Below are 16,709 nucleotides of genomic sequence, written 5' to 3' on the forward strand. Positions count from 1 at the left end.
GATGAGACCTGGCCATCGCCTCGCGGCGCTGGCCGCCGCCGCGGCCCTTTTCCTCCATCCGGCCGCGGCGGCCTCTTCGGAGGCCTCTCCTGGGGCCAGGCCGCAGCGCATCATGTCGATGAACATGTGCACGGACCTGCTGTTGTTGCAGCTCGTCCCCAAGGCGCGGGTGGCCTCGGTGACCTATCTGGCGCACGACGCGGTGGCGGCGACCTTTCCGGGCGCCGACGCCGGGGTTCCGACCAACCGTGGCACGGCCGAGGACATCCTGCGCTTTCGCCCAGACCTCATCCTGGCCGGCGACTTCTCGACACCGGTGACCCGGAGGCTCGCCAAGCGGGTGGGCGCGCCCATCGTCGAGGTGGAAAGCGTCAACGATTTCGAGGGGATCCGCCGCATCGTCCGGCAGGTCGGCGCGGCGGTGGGCGAGCCGGCCCGCGCGGAGGCGATGGTGCGCGACCTCGACGCCAAGCTGGCCCGGCTGGCGGCGCAGCCGCCCGAGCGGCGCCTGCGCGTCGTGGCGTGGAGCGGCGGGACCTCTGTTCCGGGGAAGGGGACGCTGTCCAACGCCATCATCGAGGCGGCCGGGGCGGTGAACATCGCGGCCCAGCCGGGCGCAAACTACGGCACGTTCGACGTCGAGCAGCTTCTGGCCGCCGACCCCGACGCCCTGCTGTTCGGCGGGACACGCTCGGGCAAGCCGTCGCTGCGCAGCGACGAGGGCAAGCATCGGGTGGTCCGGCGCTACTACGGCGACCGCCGCATCGCCTACAAGGAGCTGGGCCATACCTGCGGACTGCCCCAGTCGGCGGACGCCGCCGTCGAGCTGCGCCAGGCGCTGGACTCGCTCCCGCCGCGCACCTGGAGGCTGAAGTGACCCGGCCGCGCCGCTTCCCGCGAATCCCGATGGCGCTCGTGGCCCTGCTGGTGCTGCTGCTGGCGGCCACGGTGTCGCTGTTCCTCGGCCGGGTGAACGTCAGTCCCGACGTGCTGCTGCGCGGCCTTCTTTCGCCGGACGTCAACCTGGGGAAGCTCGTCCTGCTGGAGTTGCGGCTGCCGCGCGCGATCCTGGCGATCCTGGTAGGGGCGGCCCTGGGCCTGTCGGGCGCGGTGCTGCAAGGCCTGCTCCGAAACCCGCTCGCCGAACCCGGCCTGCTGGGGGTCTCCAGCGGCGCGGCGCTGGGTGCGGTGATCTCGATCTACTTCGGCCTCGCCAAGGTGGTTCCGCTGTCCACGCCGCTGCTGGGGTTGATCGGAGCGGTCGGCGCCGGGGCCATCACCTTCGCCTTCGGACGCGGAGGCACGCTGGCCATGATCCTCGCCGGCTCGGCGGTGTCGGGCCTGATGGGCGCGTTTTTGGCCATGGCCCTCAACTTCGCCCCCAGCCCCTATGCGGCCTACGAGATGAGCATCTGGATGCTCGGCTCGCTCTCGGAGCGGAGCTGGGACCATATCCTGCTGGCTGGGCCGTTCGTCGGGGCGGGGGTGTTGCTGCTCGCCACGATGGGGCGGACCCTCGATGCGCTGGCCCTGGGCGAGGCCCAGGCGCAGAGCCTGGGCGTCAACCTGGATCGCTCGCGCATCCTGGCGCTGCTGGGCGTGGGGCTGGCGGCCGGCGCCGCGACCTCTGCGGTCGGCTCCATCGGCTTCATCGGGCTGGTGGCGCCGCATCTGGTGCGGCCGTTCGTGGGCTATCAGCCCAGCCGCACCCTGCTGCCCTCGGCCCTGTTCGGCGCCGCCCTGCTGCTCGTGGCCGACGTCGGCACGCGGCTCATTCCCACCACCTCGGAACTGCGGCTGGGGGTTCTGACCAGCCTGATGGGCGCGCCGTTCTTCTTCTGGCTGGTGCTGCGGCTGAAGCGGGTGTCGCCGTGATCCGGCTGGCGGCGGACGGCGTGACGGTGCGGCGGGGCGGTCGCGCCATCGTCCAGGCGGTCTCGGCCGCGTTCGAACCGGGCATGTTCGTGGCCCTGGTCGGCGCGAACGGCGCCGGGAAGTCGACCCTGCTGTCCTGCCTGGCCGGCCTGCTCAGGCCCGACGCCGGTCAGGTCTTCCTGGACGGCCGGCCGGTGTCGCAGGTCGGCCCGCGCGAACTGGCGCGCCGGCGGGCCTATCTGCCGCAGGCGCTCCGCGCCGAGTGGCCGATTCCCGTGGAGCGCCTGGTGGCGCTGGGCTTGATTCCGCAGCTTCCGGCCTTCGGCGGTCTGCCGGGCGGCCTCGAGCCGCGCCTCACCCGGGCCATCGAGGCCTGCGACCTCACCGAGCATCGTTTCCAGCCGGCGACGACGCTATCGGGCGGCGAACTGGCCCGCGCCATGCTGGCGCGCGCCCTCATCGGCGATCCCGACGCGGTGCTGGTGGACGAGCCCACCTCGGGCCTGGACCCTCGGCATGCGCTGGACACCGTCGGGCGCCTGCGCCGGCTGGCGACGACGGACGGCAAGCTGGTGGTGGCGACCCTCCACGACATGACGCTGGCGGCGCGGTACGCGACCCACCTGATGGCCCTGCGCGATGGCCGGCTGACCGCCTTCGGAGCGACCGACGACGTGCTCACCCCCGACCTCCTGCGCCAGGTGTTCGACGTGGAGGCCTGCATCTCGGGCGCTCCGGGCGAGCGCTATGTGGACTATCTGGGGCCGGTCACTACGTCCTGAGCCGCGGAGCGCCCTCAGGCGTGGAGGGCCGTCTCCTCGTCGGGCTCGCCCTCGGCCGGTTCGCGATCGTAGAGCCGCCGCCAGGCCGAGACCCCTTGTCGCCCCTGCTGCGCCAGCCGGCGCAGCGTGATGCGGGCCTGGATGCGGCCGCGGCGGGTGTCGGGCCATGCGAACGTCTCCGGCGCCTGGCCATCGCTCACCGCCGCCTCGACGGCGCGCCGGATGCGCCGGTCCTCGTCCAGGGCGTGATCGTCGAGGATCGCCTGGAAGATCCGGTCGAGACCGGGGTCGAAGCTAGTGCGCAGGCCCATGGCGTCGCGCCAGGGCGAACGGGGATGGAGCATCAGCGCCGGTTGCAGGCCAGGCGGGATGGGGGCGTTGGCCGCGTGGGTGCGACCCGAGGCGATGAGCTTGGGCAGAAGATGGGTGTGGGGGCCGTCCGGGCTCTTGCCGCCCGGTTGCGGGATGGGCGCATAGACCTCCACGCGGGCCAGCGGCGAGATCACCACGCGGTGCGGCTGGGCGGCCAGGACCGTCGTCATGGCGGCGGCGCCGGCCGCGCTGAACAGGGACTGTCCCTCGAGGTCCGTGAGCGCGGCGATCAGCGCCGCATCCCGCGTCCGCGCGCAGAACCGCACATGGCCGCGTCCGACGCCCAGGTCGAAGAGGGCTCCGGCGCGGTCTTCCGGACGGATGGCGTCTTCGTCGGTCCCCAGGGCGCGCACCGCGCCCTGGTCCATGAGGGGCGGGGCGGGCAGGCAGAAGGCCACCGACTGGCCCCAGGTCTCGCCGTCGCTGGAGAGCGTGTCGTAGGCCACCACCCGGATATCGTCGCGGGGCGTCACCCGCAGGGCCCCAGGTTCTGTTCGACCTCGGCCTGTCGGCCCGGCCGCTTCGGGTCGGCGCTCACGACAGCGCCGCCAGGCCGCCGCGCGACCGGCCCGACGCCTGGTACGCGCCTCCCGGACGGCGCATGTGGTGGACATCGGGGTCGGCCCGCATCTGCACGCTCGACGTTCAGGGGGTCGAGGTCGCCTCGGGGCGCGAGGTTTATGGCGTCCGGGCCGAGTTGCGCCGACGCAAGGCCGATTGCGACGCTGTCACGGGCCGCTTGCTGGATCGCGCGCTGGCGAGGCCTGCGCCGCCGCCGGGGGGCGCTTATTAGCCTGCGGGACGACGTGGCACCGAATGCAACTCTTGCTCGCGAAGGGGGTGGGCGCGATGCCGCGGCGCTGAAACGGGCCCATTCTGGGCGGCAACCTGGGGAGCAGACAGCACGCGCTTTCCGCCAGTTGCGGCTAAGTCATTGTCGGGCTGAGGAAAATGATGGTGGATGCGACAGGGATTGAACCTGTGACCCCCTCGGTGTGAACGAGGTGCTCTCCCGCTGAGCTACGCATCCGCCGGCAGGAAGGCGCGGGCTATAACGTCTCCGTCCGCGGCCCGCAAGCGCCCAGGAGCCGCAGGCAGGCGTCGGGAATCTCGTCGAAGCTGTCCGCCAGGATGTCGGGATGGAGATCGGCCGGCGGGATCGAGGTGTAGCCGAAGGTCACGAGGATCAGGCCGGCCCCCGCCGCGCGGGCGGCCCCCGCGTCGGGGGGCGCGTCGCCCACCAGCACGGCGCGCGCGATGTCGCCCCCTGCGGCCGCGACGGCGGTCTGCAGGTGTCGGGCGTCGGGCTTGATGGCGGGAGCCAGGTCTGCGCCCACGATGGCGTCGAAGTAGGGCGAGAGATCCAGTCGGTCGAGCAGGGCCACCGACAGTTCGGTGCGCTTGTTGGTGCAGACGCAGAGGCGTGCGCCTGCCTCGCGCAGGGCCACGAGCGCGGCCTCGCAGCCGGGAAAGGGTCGGCTCTCGTCGGCGATATGGGCGCGGTAATGGTCGATGAAGCGGTCGAACAGGGTCTGGCTTCGTACGGGGCTCAGCGTCTGGCCGGCCGCCTGGAAACCACGTTCGATCATCCACCGCGCCCCGTTTCCGATGAAGGGCCGGGCGTCGGCGAGCGGCAGTGGGGCCAGGCCCTCCTCGTCCAGCAGGACGTTCAGTGTGCCGATCAGGTCGGGCGCCGTGTCCACCAAGGTGCCATCGAGGTCGAAGGCGACCGTCGCGCCCGTCAGGGGCGGCGATGCAGACGTCATGGAGATTCTCCGGAACCAAGCTCGCGATGCGCGCCATTCCTCGCGCGCCGCCACAAGGCTTGCTAAGCGGGGGCGGACGAAGACTCAAGTCGGGCCGGGAGAACCGTATGACCGCCAGAGCCGCCGTGATCATGGCCGCGGGCCAGGGCACGCGGATGAAGTCGCCGCTACCCAAGGTGCTGCACCGGGTGGGGGGGCGAACCCTGCTGGATCGGGTGATCGACACCGTCCAGGCGGCGGGGTGCGAGCGGATCTACGTGATCGTCGGAAATCACAGCCCGGCGATGCGTGCGCTGGTGACGGCCCGTCTGGGCCCCGACGCCGCGGTGACCCAGGACCCGCCGATGGGGACGGGCCACGCCGTGCTGTGCGCTCGCGACGCGCTGGCCGACCACGATGGCGAGGTGCTGATCGTCAACGGCGACTGCCCGCTGCTGCAGGCCCAGGACCTCGAGCCCCTGTTCGAACTTCGTCGCGCCGGCGCCGCCCTGGCCCTTATCGGCTTCGAACCGGTCGATCCGCTGATGTACGGCCGCATCATCCGCGGCGCCGACGGCCACGTCATCCGGATCGTGGAGGCCGCCGACGCCAGTGAAGAGGTCCGGGCCGTGCGTCTTTGCAACGGTGGCATGTATGCGGCCGGCCGTGCGGACCTGTTCCGCTGGCTCTCGCGCGTCACCAACGACAATCCCAAGGGCGAATACTACCTGACCTCGATCGTCGCCGAGGCTGTCCAGGAGGAGCTGGACGTGCGCGCCCACGTGGCCCCCGAAACCGCTGTGATGGGGGCCGACACCCAGGCTCAGCTCTCCCAGGCCGAGGGGATCTTCCAGCGCCGCCGCCGCGAGCAGTTCCTCGCCGAGGGGGTCGCCATGCCTGCGCCCGACACGGTGCATTTCTCGTGGGACACCGAGGTCGCCGCGGGCGCGACCGTCGAACCCTATGTCGTCTTCGCGCCGGGCGTGCGCGTGGAGTCGGGCGCGGTGATCCGGGCCTTCAGCCACCTCGAGGGGGCGGTGGTGCGCGCCGGGGCGCTGGTCGGTCCCTATGCCCGCCTGCGGCCGGGGGCCGACATCGGCGAAGAGGCCCACATCGGCAACTTCGTGGAGGTGAAGAAGGTGACCGTGGGCCAGGGCGCCAAGGCCAATCACCTGGCCTATCTGGGCGATGGGATCGTGGGCGCCGGAGCCAACATCGGCGCCGGCACGATCTTCTGCAACTACGACGGCTTCTTCAAATACGACACCCGCGTGGGCGAGGGGGCCTTCGTCGGCTCGAACTCGGCGCTGGTCGCACCGGTGACGATCGGGGCGGGGGCCTATGTAGGCTCGGGCTCGGTGATCACCCGCGACGTGGCGCCCGACGCCCTGGCGCTGGGCCGCGGCCAGCAGGCCGAGAAGCCGGGGTGGGCGGCCCGGTTCCGCGCGATAATGACCGCGAAGAAGGCGGCGAAACCCCAGTGAGCGATGCGGACGTCCAGAAGCGGGCCGCGGGCGAGGCCGCGGCGGCGCTCGTGAAGCCGGGCATGGTGGTGGGCCTGGGCACGGGCTCGACGGCGGCCTGGTTCGTGCGGGCGCTGGCGGCGCGCGGGCTGGACATCGTGGGCGTGCCGACGTCGCAGGCGACGGCGGACCTGGCCGCAAGCCTCGGAATCCGCCTGGGCGGCCTGGGCGAGACGAAGACCATCGACCTGACCGTCGACGGCGCCGACGAGGTCGGGCCGGGCCTGTCGCTCATCAAGGGCGGCGGCGCGGCTTTGCTGCGCGAGAAGCTGGTCTGGGAAGCGTCGAAGTCCTGTGTCGTCATCGCCGACGCGGCCAAGCAGGTGAAGACCCTCGGGACGTTTCCGCTGCCGATCGAGGTCGTGGCCTTCGGGCACCAGACCACGGCGCTTCGCATCTGCGACGCCCTGGCGGAATGCGACCTCGGGATCGCTCCGATCCTGCGCCGCAAGGATGGCGAGGCCGTGAGAACCGACGGCGGCAACCTTATCTACGACGCACACTGCGGCCGGATCGAAGAGCCGGCGGCCCTGGCGGCGGCGCTCAAGAGCGTCACCGGCGTGGTCGACCACGGCCTCTTCCTCGATCTCGCGGATCGCGCCCTGATCGGCACGCCGGCGGGCGTGGTCGAAATCGAACCCTAAGGAGTCCCAGCGTGGCGGACTACGACTACGATCTCTTCGTCATCGGCGCCGGTTCGGGCGGTGTCCGCGCCTCGCGCCTCGCGGCCATGACGGGCGCCAAGGTGGCGGTGGCGGAAGAGCATCGCGTGGGCGGCACCTGCGTGATCCGGGGCTGTGTGCCCAAGAAGTTCATGGTCTACGCTTCAGAATACGCTCGGCATTTCGAGACGGCTCGAGGCTACGGGTGGGACGTCCCCGAGCCGGCGTTCGACTGGCCGCGGTTCCTGATGGCCAAGGACAACGAGATCGCCCGGCTTTCGGGGATCTACGTGCGCAACCTCCAGAACGCCGGCGTGGAGCTCGTTCATGGGCGCGCCCGGCTGAAGGACCGTCACACGGTCGAGGTGGACGGCCACGGGACGGTCACGGCGGCAAAGATCCTCGTGGCCACGGGCGGAGCGCCCTGGATGCCGCGGGAGTTGCCGGGGATCGAGCACGCCATCACCTCCAACGAGGCCTTCCATCTGGAGCAGCTTCCGAAGCGCATCGTGATCGCAGGCGGCGGCTACATCGCCCTGGAATTCGCGGGTATCTTCAACGGCCTGGGCGTGGACACCACGGTGGTCCATCGCGGGCCCAATGTGCTGCGCGGTTTCGACGACGACATCCGCAGCCATGTGGCCGAGGAGATGGAGGCCCAGGGCGTCAAGATCCGGCTCGGAACGCAGATCGCCGGGATCGAGAAGACGGCGGAAGGCCTTGTCGCCACCTGCGCGGACGGCCACGCCCTCGAAGCCGACGTGGTGATGTTCGCCCTGGGGCGCGCGCCCTATGCCGACGATCTGGGTCTGGAGGCGGCGGGTGTCGCGCGCTCCGAGACCGGCGCGGTGAAGGTGGACGCGTATTCCCGCACCAGTGTCGACAACATCTGGGCGGTGGGCGACGTCACCGATCGGATCAACCTGACGCCTGTTGCCATTCGCGAAGGCGCCGCTTTCGCCCAGACCGAGTTCTACGGAAATCCCACCACCTTCGACCACGACATGGTGGCCTCGGCCGTGTTCACCCAGCCGCCGGTGGGCTCGGTGGGCCTGTCCGAGGCCGACGCGAGGCGCGCGCATGGCGGCAAGATCGATATCTACCTCGCCAGATTCCGGCCGATGAAGGAGACCTTCTACGGCGGTCAGCAGCGGGCGCTGATCAAGCTGGTCGTCGAACAGGAAGGCGAGAGGATCCTGGGCTGCCATGTGGTCGGGCCGGACGCGCCGGAGATCATCCAGATGGCCGCCATCGCCCTCAAGATGGGCGTCACCAAACCGCAGTGGGATGCAACCTGCGCCGTCCATCCCACCTTGGCCGAGGAACTGGTGACCATGCGTGAGAAGCACGCGCCGCCGGCCCTGGGCCAGGTCGCCTGAGCCGGTCGGCCGTCCGCATGGCCGTGTCGTCGGCAGCCACGACGGCGCGCCTGGGCGGGGCCCTCCGTCGCGTCGAGGGCTGGGCGCTCGTGGTCTGCGCGGGCCTGACGCCGCTCTTGGCGTGGCTGGGGCCCTTGGGTTTCGCGCCGCTCCTGGGTCTCCTGGGGCTGTTGTGCCTGAGCGCCGTGCGCGTCGGGGGGCGGGAGTCGCCGCTGGCGGCGATCCTGGTCCTGGCTGTGGTCTGGGCGGTTCTGTCGCTGGTCTGGAGCCCGCATCAGCCAGGGCGCCTGGAGGACAGCACCGCCCTCAAGCTCGCGCTACAGGCGCCGCTCTACTGGGCCGTCTGGTGCGCCGCGCGGCGCGCCGATCCCGACCTGAGGCGTCGCGCCCTTCGCGTCCTCGCCTGGGGGCTCGCCGCATACGGTGTCCTGCTGATCGTCGAGGCGCTGACCGGGGCCGCCATCTATCAGGCCCTGCGTACGATGATCGGCGATCCGATCCGCCCCGACCTGGCGCAGAAGAATGTGGCCCAGGGCGCGTTCGCCCTGGCCCTACTCTGGCCTGTCGCCTGGGTGGGCGGTCTGCGGGCCGGCGCGCCCGGCTGGCTCGGGCTTCCGATGGCGGCCGGCGTCGCGCTGCTGGCCTGGAATTTCGGCTATGACGCCGTGCTCGCCTCTGTGGGCCTGGCGGTCGCGACCGCCGCGCTGGTCCTGGTCTGGCCGCGCTCTGCGCCGAAGGCCTTGGGGCTGGGCGGGGCGAGCCTGGTGGTGGCGATGCCGGTGATGTTGATCTTGCTGCACGCAGGGGGCTTCGGCGCGGGCGCGGCCGGGCTACCGGAATCCTGGTCGCAACGGGTCGGATACTGGCTCTATGCGCTGGACCGCATCGCCGAGCATCCCTGGCGGGGGTGGGGGCTGGACGCCAGCCGCGCCTTCAGCCCCCACATACAACTCCATCCGCACAACGGTCCCTTGCAGCTGTGGCTGGAACTGGGGTTTGCGGGTGTCGTGGCGGGCGCCCTGGTCTGGGCCTTCGTGTTCCGTCGGCTCGTGAGGGATGAGCGCAGCGTGGTGGCGGCGGGGATCGCCGGCTCGGGCGCCGTCTACCTCCTGTTCGGCGCCGTCAGCTTCGGGATCTGGCAGGAGTGGTGGTTGGCCCTGGGCGCGCTGGCCGCGAGCGCCGCCGCCCTGGCCGATGGCGAGGAGATCGCGGCGACCACCTGACTCCACCCCCCTGACTCTGGTGAGCTTCCGCTCGCAGCGACGCGGCCCATCGACGCTGCGGACCATTGCGCGTAAAACGCCCGGCCCGCCGACGACGGCGGTGATCGGACCGAAGACCATGACCGAACACTGGAACCCCGCATCCTGGCGCGCAAAGCCCGCGAAGCACATCCCGACCGACTATCCGGATCAGGCCGAGCTGAGCCGCGTCGAAACCCAGCTCCGCAAGATGCCGCCGCTGGTGTTTGCGGGCGAGGCCCGCCGGCTGAAGGGCCTCCTGGGCGACGTCGCGGCCGGCAAGGCGTTCCTCCTCCAGGGCGGCGACTGCGCTGAGAGCTTCAAGGAGTTCGCGGCCGACAACATCCGCGACACCTTCCGTCTGATCCTGCAGATGGCCGTTGTGCTGACCTTCGCCGGCGGCAAGCCGATCGTGAAGGTCGGCCGCATGGCGGGCCAGTTCGGCAAGCCGCGCAGCTCGCCGGTCGAGACGATCGGCGGCGTCGAACTGCCGTCGTACCGCGGCGACAACATCAACGGCATGGACTTCACGCCCGAGAGCCGCACGCCCGACCCCCAGCGGCTGATCCAGGCCTATGGCCAGTCGTCGTCGACGCTGAACCTGCTGCGGGCGTTCGCGGGGGGCGGCTACGCCGACCTCTACAACATCCATCGCTGGACCCTGGGCTTCGTGAACGACAGCCCGCAGGGCGCGCGATACCGCGAGCTGTCGGAGAAGATCTCCGAGGCCCTGACCTTCATGGCCGCCATCGGGGTCACGCCCGAAACCCATCCCGAGATGCACCGGGTGGAGTTCTTCACCAGCCACGAGGGCCTGCTGCTGGGCTACGAGGAGGCCATGACCCGGGTCGATAGCACCTCGGGCGAATGGTACGACACCTCGGCGCACCTGCTGTGGATCGGCGAGCGCACGCGTCAGCTCGACGGGGCGCACATCGAGTTCTTCCGCGGCATTCGCAACCCCATCGGGGTGAAGGTGGGGCCGACGCTGGAGGCCGACGAGCTGAACCGCCTGATCGACGTGCTCAACCCCAAGGCCGAGCCGGGCCGGCTGACGCTGTACGGCCGCTTCGGGCACGACAAGATCGCCGACCGCCTGCCGGCCCTGTTGCGCGCCACCCAGGGGCGCAGCGTGGTGTGGGCCATCGACCCGATGCACGGCAACACGCTCACCGCCGCCAACGGCTACAAGACCCGGCCGTTCGACCGCATCCTCTCCGAGGTGAAGGCCTTCGTGGACATCTGCGCGGCCGAAGGGACCCATCCCGGCGGCGTGCATCTGGAGATGACCGGCCAGAACGTCACCGAGTGCCTCGGCGGCGCCCGAGCCCTGACCGAAGGCGACCTGGCCGACCGCTACCACACCCACTGCGATCCGCGCCTGAACGGAGAGCAGGCGCTGGAGCTCGCGTTCCTGGTGGCCGAACGGCTCAAGGACGACCGGGTGGACCCGTCGGAGCGGATGGCGCAGGCGATCTGACCGCCGGCGCTGCTGCGCCCCTGTGCCTTCGCTGTCACGGTCGGCCTTTCGAGGGCCGACCGCGACCCACGCTGGCCTTGCCTGTTTTTGACGCGGGCGCCAGTGTCCGCGCCTCTTTGAAAACCGGGACCATCGTCATGGACCGCGCAGCGGCCCAAGAGCCTTCGCTCGTCCGTCGGGACCTCTCGACCCTGCTCAAGCTGTCGGGGCCGGTGGTGCTGTCGCGTCTGGGCATCATGACGATGGGGCTGACGGACGCCGTGGTCGTCGGCCGCTACTCGGCGACCGAGCTCGGCTACCATGCCCTCGGCTGGGCGCCGACCAGCGTGATCCTCACGGCGGTCGTCGGCCTGCTCACGGGTATCCAGGTCATGACCGCCCGCGTGATCGGCGAGGGGCGTCCCGAACGGACCGGGGCGATCCTGCGGCGGGGCCTCTCGTATGCATTGTGGATCGGGCTCGCCTCCACGGCTGTGCTGATGCTCGTAGGCCCGCCGTTCCTGAACGTCATCGGCCTGGAGAAGGACCTGGCTGAAGGGGCGACGCGGGTTCTGCTCATCTTTTCACTCTCGCTGACGGGCTACGCGATCTCGGTGGCCGCCTCGTTCTGGCTGGAGGGCTTGTCGCGCCCGGGCCCCGCCGCCTGGGCCATGTGGGCGGCCAATGTGGTGAACCTGGCGCTGGTTCTGCTGCTGGTGCCCGGAACTCTGGGCCTGCCCGCCATGGGCGCCGCCGGCGCCGCCTGGGCGACCACGGGCGCGCGGGCGTTTCTCGCTGTCGCGATGCTGAGCTACATCGCCCTGATGCCCCAGGCGCGCAGCCTGGGAGTCTTCGCCAGGCCCGAGCGCGACCGGGCGGCCGAGGCCGAGCAGCGCCGCATCGGCTATGGCGCCGGCGCCTCGAACTTCCTGGAGGTCTCGGCCTTCGCCAGCATGAACATCATCGCCGGCTGGATAAGCGGCCTGACGGTGGCGGCCTGGGCCATCGTGCTGAACGTCGCGGCCATCGTCTTCATGGTCCCGCTGGGTCTGGCGACGGGTGCGGCGGTCCTGGTGGGCAAGGCGTACGGCGCGCGGGATCCCGCGGGCGTGAACCGGGCCGGCGCCATCTCCTTCGCGCTGACGGCGGTGTTCGGACTCCTGGTCTCCCTGGCCATCTGGCCCACCGCGAACCTCATCGCGGGTGGCTACACCACCGACGCGGCGACCATCGCCCTGGCGGCGCCCGCCCTGGTCCTTTCGTGCCTGTTCTTCTTCCCAGACTGCCTGCAGGTGGTGGCCGCCCAGGCCCTGCGCGCCCGCGGGGATGTCTGGCTGCCGACCTACACCCACCTGGCCAGCTACATCCTGGTGATGATGCCGCTGGCCTGGTGGCTGGCCATTCCGATGGAGATGGGGATCATCGGCATCGTCTGGGCCGTGGTCGCCGCCAGCTTCCTGTCGGCGGGCCTGTTGCTGGGGCGCTTCTGGTTGCTCAGCCGACGAGACGCGCCGTCGCTTCGGGCCTGAATCCGGCGCGCCCTCAGTCGGGCTTCAGCACGCGGCGGCAGAGGTGGATCAGCGCCGAAGCCACCTGCTCGGGGTCGTGTTCCCCTGAGGCCGCGGCATGGTCCAGCACGCCGTGCAGGGCGGAATAGAGGAAGACGGCGACGAACTCCGGGTCGGCCGCCAACCACGCGCCGGCGGTCGCGCCGCGGGCGATAAGGTCCCGGAGATAGGCCACGCCGCGGCCGTGACTGGTCAGGTCCTCCCGGAGCCCGGGCGCGCCACCGCCGTGGAACAGAAGCTCGTTCAGCGCGAGGTTCCGGGGGGAAAGGCACAGCGCCAGCCCGTGGCGGACCCAGGTGTCCAGTCGCCCGTCCCAGTCGTCCGGAGCGCAGGTGTCGACCCGGGCGGCCACCTCGCTCAGGATATCTTCGACGAACCGCTCGCGCAGCGCCGCGACGACCGCGTCCTTCGAGGCGAAGTGCAGGTAGAAGCTGCCTTTGGCGATGGCGGCGCGCTGAGTGATGTCGCTGACGCTGAAGCCGGCGACACCCTTCTCGCGCACGACAGCCTCGGCCGCCGTCAGGATTTCACGGCGCCGGACATCGGCCGGTTTGGTCCTGGGCGAAACGTTCGAGGGCAGAGCCGCCTCCTTGGAAAGCTTCAAGACTACAGCGGTCCGCACTTGGCGCCATAGGGTGGCCGTTATATGACTGACCGTCAGTCAATGGATGGGCTCATGGAATCGCATCTCGCGTCATCGTCCGACACCTATGCGGCCGCCTGGACGCCCCTCGTCTACGACGGTCTCATCTGGAGCATGTTCCTGCCGCTCGGCGGGGTAGGGCGCATGCGGGACCGGGCCTTGGCGCGCATGGGGCCGGTCGGGGGACGACGCATCCTGGAGCTTGGCTGCGGCACGGGCGCGCTCACCCGCCGGCTGACGCGGCAGGGCGCCCGTGTGACGGCGGTCGACGGTTCCCGGTCGATGCTGGGCCGGGCCCGGGCGCGGGCTCCGGCGGCGACGTTCGTCCACACCCGTCTGGAGATCCTGCCGGATCTGGGAGCGTTCGATCAGGTTCTTTGCGCCTTCGTGCTGCACGAGCTGCCGACCGTCGTCCGGAGGCGGGTTCTCGATGCCGCCAGCCGCATGCTTCGGCCCGATGGGCGGCTGATCATATTGGACCATGCCGCGCCCAGCGACGGAGCTTTCGCCCGGGCCTGGCGCGGCTTTCTCTCGCGGCTCGAACCCCCCAGCGTCGCGGAATGCCTCGCCGACGGCTACGACCGCGACCTCCAGGCCTGTGGCTACGATCTCGTTTCGCGTGAGAGTCTGGCGCGGGGTTGTGCGCAACTCGTGATGGCTCGGCCGGGCTCCGGTGCGACCGCACTGGGTTCGCCCCAGCGGTGACGCGCGTGGAACGGCAGGCGGGTCAGGCGCCGGCGCCCAGGACCCAGCCTTCCTCGCGCTCGGCGTCCAGGATCACGTCGGCGGCGGTGTCCTTCGCCGGACCGAACAGCGGGCCCAACTTGTTGGCCTCGTCCAGCCGCGCGAAATGCTCGGCGGTGGTGCGCACCTGCGCCAGATCCTTCACCTCGCCCGGAGCCGGTTGCGGCTTGAGCAGCGAGGGATAGACCTCGGCCACCACCGCATCGACGCCGTCGAGGTCGGCCTCCGTCAGGGTCTTGAAACCGGTCTCGAACGGCCAGACGCGCACGCCGTCCCCCCGAGTGTCCCGCAGGCGCCGGACGAAGGGGATGCCCAGGATGGCCTGCCCCCCCACCGAGCCATTGTAGTAGAGCTTCCAGATCGACGCCGCGCCCTTGGCGGCCAGGTCCGCGTGGCGATACTCGGGCAGGTCGTCCGGGCCGTGCTCGCGGGTGCGCTTGGGTTGCAGTGTGGTCAGGGTGTCCTTGGGCGGGCAGCCCCAGAACGGGAACGGCCCGCCGGTCAGACGCCGGTTGATCTCCGAGCCGACGCCGAAGCGGTTGTTCGTATTGTCGGGCTTGTCCTTCACCATCCGCGCGAGCTGATCCCAGGTGGCGCGCCAGGGCGTTTCGCCAGGCAGGCTGAGCGCGGTGGTGAATCCCCGCGGGAAGCCCAGCGGAAAGTCGAAACCCACCAGGGCGCGTTCTCCGCGCTTCTTCAGGTCGTCGAGAATGGCGTTCAGCCGGACCTCGGCGTCCGCGCGCGTGGGCGGATTGAAGCTCTCGAAAGCCATGCGAAAGCGGATGTCGCGCTTCAGGACGCCGATCCAGATGGAATCGGCGCCGGTCGTCGGCTTGGCCGCCGCGCTCCAGTCGACGATCACATAGGCGCTGAACAGGCGCGGCACGGCGCTACTCCGGGAACCAAAGGAAGAGGATGCGGCCTTGTACGATATCGCCCGCGGAAAGGGCAGAGCTATCGCACCCAGACGGATTGCAGGCTCTTGGCGAGAGACGACGGTCGCTCATCCGCCGTACACCTCGGCGCGGCTGGCCGGCTTCGCAAGGCGCTCCTATGCAGGTTCCTGCTCCACCGGCTCTCGGCTGATGTGCCACGACAACAGCCTTCGCGGGGCTAGGCGAACAACCTTCTTGGCAAGGACACTCAGGCGTCCTTGAAGTCGAACCGCACGCGGGATCGGCCGAAGTCCAGGGCGACCTGCTCGAACTGGCTCAGGAGGTCGATCCCCAGGACCAGGGCGGGGCTGTTCTCCAGGTTCCAGATCCTGAACACATGCATGTCGGCGCAGGTCACCGGCACGTTGCCCAGGTGCAGCCCGCCCAGTCGGAGGAAGGGCAGGAACACCGCCTCGCCGTAGAAGGGCTCGCCGGCCAGGGTCTCCATCCGGACGGATTGCGGCGGCCCCGTAGCGCCTGCGCGCTTCTCCTGCGCCCTGACCAGATCGCGCAGCCTGCTGTTGCACAGGGTGCCCTGGGCGCCGGAGTCGATGATGGCGCTGATCCGCCGCCCCGACAGTTCGGCGTCGACGATGGTGAGCTGGCCCTTCCGACGCCGGGCCGGGACCACGACCGTCCGTCCCGGCTCGTTCCGGTCGCTTCGGGATTCGACGATCAGCATCCGCCGCCCCTTGAAGTCCAGGACCAGACGCTGGCCCTTCAGCCAGTCGATCCCCAGGACGCCGTCCACCTCCGCGCCCTTGATGGGCAGAGCGGGCGCCTTCACGTTCCGACGCTCCCGCGGGCCGACCTGCAGGTTGTCGAGATGAACGATGGGGCGACTACGGACGCCCACCAGCGTGTGCACGGGCGCGGAGTCCACCGTCCGCAGTGCGAGCTGGTCGGCGAGACGGTTGGACACGCAGCTCACGTTCGCGCCGGTGTCCAGGAGGAAGTTGAACGGCCCCCGGCCGTTGATGCTGACCGGCGCCAGCATGTGTTCGTGCGCGGATTCCCGCGTCGCCAGTTCGGTTTCGGCGCCCGCCTCGTCGGGGTGCTCGATCACCGGCGCCGGGTCGTCGGGTTCGGAGGCCAGGGCTCGGGCGCCCGTCGCTCCCATGGCGCCCGTCGCTCCCATGGCTCCAGCCGCCAGCAGGCCGACGGCGGCTTGGCGACGCGTAGGCGGCATGGCGAGCCTCCCTGGACCCATTTTCTTCAGGATACCATCGTTCGGAGATTGTCGCCACGCGCGGCGCCTGCGGCCTCAACCTTGCGGCAAGGGTTTTCCTGGAAAAGCAAAGCATGCTCCGCCGCGCCTTCCTGTTCGCCGCCGCCGGCCTGTCCGCCGCGTCCGCCACCGGACCGGGCGCCTGGGCCGCCGAGCCCAAGGCGAAGGACGGCGACGGCAAGGGCGACGTCGGCCAGTACGTGGAACTGCAGCCGGTGGGCCTGCCGATCGTCCTGGATCGGAAGCTGGTGAACTACATCTTCGTCCGTATCCGGATAAACCTGACCAGCACGGCCAACGCGGCGCGCCTGCGCGAGAAGGAGCCGTTCTTCCGCGACGCCCTCGTGCGGACGGCGCATCGCACGCCGTTCACGCTGCCGTCCGATCTCGCGGCGATCGACGTCGCGAAGCTCTCCGCCGCCCTGAAGCGCGACGCCGCCGCGATCGCGGGGCCGGGCCAGATCCTGTCGGTCGAGGTGACGTCACAGGCGCCCCGCCGGCGGGGATTGACGCCCGCCGCCTGACATCCCGCCGCGGCCTCGCTCACAGGCGA

16 protein-coding genes and 1 tRNA gene are annotated in these 16,709 nt (G+C 70.6%); 11 read left to right on the plus strand and 6 right to left on the minus strand.

From position 1 onward, the window contains the following. The first annotated feature begins 1 nt into the window (after position 1). From ABS78_RS11435 to ABS78_RS11445, 3 genes are read left to right on the plus strand one after another with little or no spacing between them, the layout of a single operon-like run. Positions 2–877: an ABC transporter substrate-binding protein gene (locus ABS78_RS11435; protein WP_293378810.1), complete on the plus strand. Its 876-nt coding sequence runs from the start codon at positions 2–4 to the stop codon at positions 875–877. Further along, positions 874–1,875 (plus strand): iron ABC transporter permease, encoded by a 1,002-nt coding sequence (locus ABS78_RS11440; RefSeq protein ID WP_293378813.1) that lies wholly within the window; start codon positions 874–876, stop codon positions 1,873–1,875. The genes ABS78_RS11435 and ABS78_RS11440 overlap by 4 nt, the downstream gene beginning before the upstream one ends. After that, positions 1,872–2,657: an ABC transporter ATP-binding protein gene (locus ABS78_RS11445; protein WP_293378816.1), complete on the plus strand. Its 786-nt coding sequence runs from the start codon at positions 1,872–1,874 to the stop codon at positions 2,655–2,657. The genes ABS78_RS11440 and ABS78_RS11445 overlap by 4 nt, the downstream gene beginning before the upstream one ends. Positions 2,658–2,671: 14 nt before the next feature. Here ABS78_RS11445 and ABS78_RS11450 read toward each other — a convergent pair whose 3' ends face one another. The 3 genes from ABS78_RS11450 to gph form a co-directional block, all read right to left on the minus strand. Next, positions 2,672–3,502 (minus strand): hypothetical protein, encoded by an 831-nt coding sequence (locus ABS78_RS11450; protein ID WP_293378819.1) that lies wholly within the window; start codon positions 3,500–3,502, stop codon positions 2,672–2,674. A 482-nt stretch (positions 3,503–3,984) separates the two neighbouring features. After that, a tRNA-Val gene (locus ABS78_RS11455) sits at positions 3,985–4,059 on the minus strand. A 19-nt stretch (positions 4,060–4,078) separates the two neighbouring features. After that, a complete protein-coding gene (gene gph / locus ABS78_RS11460) occupies positions 4,079–4,795 on the minus strand; it encodes a phosphoglycolate phosphatase (protein WP_293378822.1) in 717 nt (238 codons plus the stop codon). Positions 4,796–4,902: 107 nt separating this feature from the next. Between gph and glmU the strand changes: the two genes are divergently transcribed. The 6 genes from glmU (at position 4,903) to ABS78_RS11490 (ending at position 12,567) form a co-directional block, all read left to right on the plus strand. After that, a complete protein-coding gene (gene glmU, locus ABS78_RS11465) occupies positions 4,903–6,258 on the plus strand; it encodes a bifunctional UDP-N-acetylglucosamine diphosphorylase/glucosamine-1-phosphate N-acetyltransferase GlmU (RefSeq protein ID WP_293378825.1) in 1,356 nt (451 codons plus the stop codon). Beyond that, positions 6,255–6,941, plus strand: coding sequence for a ribose-5-phosphate isomerase RpiA (rpiA, locus tag ABS78_RS11470; RefSeq protein ID WP_293378828.1), 687 nt, complete (start codon positions 6,255–6,257; stop codon positions 6,939–6,941). Before glmU ends, rpiA begins: the two co-directional genes overlap by 4 nt. An 11-nt stretch (positions 6,942–6,952) precedes the next feature. Further along, positions 6,953–8,338 carry a glutathione-disulfide reductase gene (gene gor, locus ABS78_RS11475; RefSeq protein WP_293378831.1) on the plus strand — a complete coding sequence of 462 codons (1,386 nt, stop codon included), beginning with the start codon at positions 6,953–6,955 and terminating at the stop codon, positions 8,336–8,338. A gap of 17 nt (positions 8,339–8,355) precedes the next feature. Further along, a complete protein-coding gene (locus tag ABS78_RS11480) occupies positions 8,356–9,561 on the plus strand; it encodes an O-antigen ligase family protein (protein ID WP_293378834.1) in 1,206 nt (401 codons plus the stop codon). Between the two features lie 118 nt (positions 9,562–9,679). Continuing rightward, the gene (locus ABS78_RS11485) at positions 9,680–11,059 is read left to right on the plus strand and encodes a class II 3-deoxy-7-phosphoheptulonate synthase (RefSeq protein ID WP_293379202.1); all 1,380 of its coding nucleotides are present in this window, start codon (positions 9,680–9,682) and stop codon (positions 11,057–11,059) included. A 137-nt stretch (positions 11,060–11,196) separates the two neighbouring features. Next, positions 11,197–12,567 carry an MATE family efflux transporter gene (locus tag ABS78_RS11490; RefSeq protein WP_293378837.1) on the plus strand — a complete coding sequence of 457 codons (1,371 nt, stop codon included), beginning with the start codon at positions 11,197–11,199 and terminating at the stop codon, positions 12,565–12,567. Positions 12,568–12,580: 13 nt separating this feature from the next. Here the strand turns inward: ABS78_RS11490 and ABS78_RS11495 are convergent, their stop codons facing one another. Beyond that, complete coding sequence (locus ABS78_RS11495; RefSeq protein WP_293378840.1) at positions 12,581–13,210, minus strand: TetR/AcrR family transcriptional regulator; 630 nt, start codon at positions 13,208–13,210, stop codon at positions 12,581–12,583. Between the two features lie 72 nt (positions 13,211–13,282). Here ABS78_RS11495 and ABS78_RS11500 point away from each other — a divergent pair, with 72 nt between their 5' ends. Continuing rightward, a complete protein-coding gene (locus ABS78_RS11500) occupies positions 13,283–13,954 on the plus strand; it encodes a class I SAM-dependent methyltransferase (RefSeq protein WP_293378843.1) in 672 nt (223 codons plus the stop codon). 22 nt (positions 13,955–13,976) lie between these two features. Here ABS78_RS11500 and ABS78_RS11505 read toward each other — a convergent pair whose 3' ends face one another. Together ABS78_RS11505 and ABS78_RS11510 are read right to left on the minus strand one after the other, a co-directional pair. Next, positions 13,977–14,879, minus strand: a complete 903-nt coding sequence (locus tag ABS78_RS11505) for a cobalamin biosynthesis protein CbiG (protein WP_293378846.1) — start codon at positions 14,877–14,879, stop codon at positions 13,977–13,979. A 257-nt stretch (positions 14,880–15,136) separates the two neighbouring features. Next, on the minus strand, positions 15,137–16,117 hold the full coding sequence (locus tag ABS78_RS11510; RefSeq protein ID WP_293378849.1) for a retroviral-like aspartic protease family protein: 981 nt from the start codon (positions 16,115–16,117) through the stop codon (positions 15,137–15,139). 113 nt (positions 16,118–16,230) lie between these two features. On the opposite strand from ABS78_RS11510, the gene ABS78_RS11515 reads away from it, so the two are divergent. Then, positions 16,231–16,680 carry a hypothetical protein gene (locus tag ABS78_RS11515; RefSeq protein WP_293378852.1) on the plus strand — a complete coding sequence of 150 codons (450 nt, stop codon included), beginning with the start codon at positions 16,231–16,233 and terminating at the stop codon, positions 16,678–16,680. Positions 16,681–16,709: the final 29 nt, after the last annotated feature.

Origin of the sequence: Phenylobacterium sp. SCN 70-31 (genome assembly GCF_001724605.1) — a bacterium.
GTDB lineage: Bacteria > Pseudomonadota > Alphaproteobacteria > Caulobacterales > Caulobacteraceae > Phenylobacterium.

Coding starts and splice junctions, on each gene's coding strand:
- ABS78_RS11500 (WP_293378843.1), top strand. CDS start 13,283: ATGGAATCGCATCTCGCGTCATCGTCCGACACCTATGCGGCCGCCTGG.
- ABS78_RS11510 (WP_293378849.1), bottom strand. CDS start 16,117: ATGCCGCCTACGCGTCGCCAAGCCGCCGTCGGCCTGCTGGCGGCTGGA.
- ABS78_RS11435 (WP_293378810.1), top strand. CDS start 2: ATGAGACCTGGCCATCGCCTCGCGGCGCTGGCCGCCGCCGCGGCCCTT.
- ABS78_RS11490 (WP_293378837.1), top strand. CDS start 11,197: ATGGACCGCGCAGCGGCCCAAGAGCCTTCGCTCGTCCGTCGGGACCTC.
- gph (WP_293378822.1), bottom strand. CDS start 4,795: ATGACGTCTGCATCGCCGCCCCTGACGGGCGCGACGGTCGCCTTCGAC.
- ABS78_RS11480 (WP_293378834.1), top strand. CDS start 8,356: ATGGCCGTGTCGTCGGCAGCCACGACGGCGCGCCTGGGCGGGGCCCTC.
- glmU (WP_293378825.1), top strand. CDS start 4,903: ATGACCGCCAGAGCCGCCGTGATCATGGCCGCGGGCCAGGGCACGCGG.
- ABS78_RS11515 (WP_293378852.1), top strand. CDS start 16,231: ATGCTCCGCCGCGCCTTCCTGTTCGCCGCCGCCGGCCTGTCCGCCGCG.
- ABS78_RS11485 (WP_293379202.1), top strand. CDS start 9,680: ATGACCGAACACTGGAACCCCGCATCCTGGCGCGCAAAGCCCGCGAAG.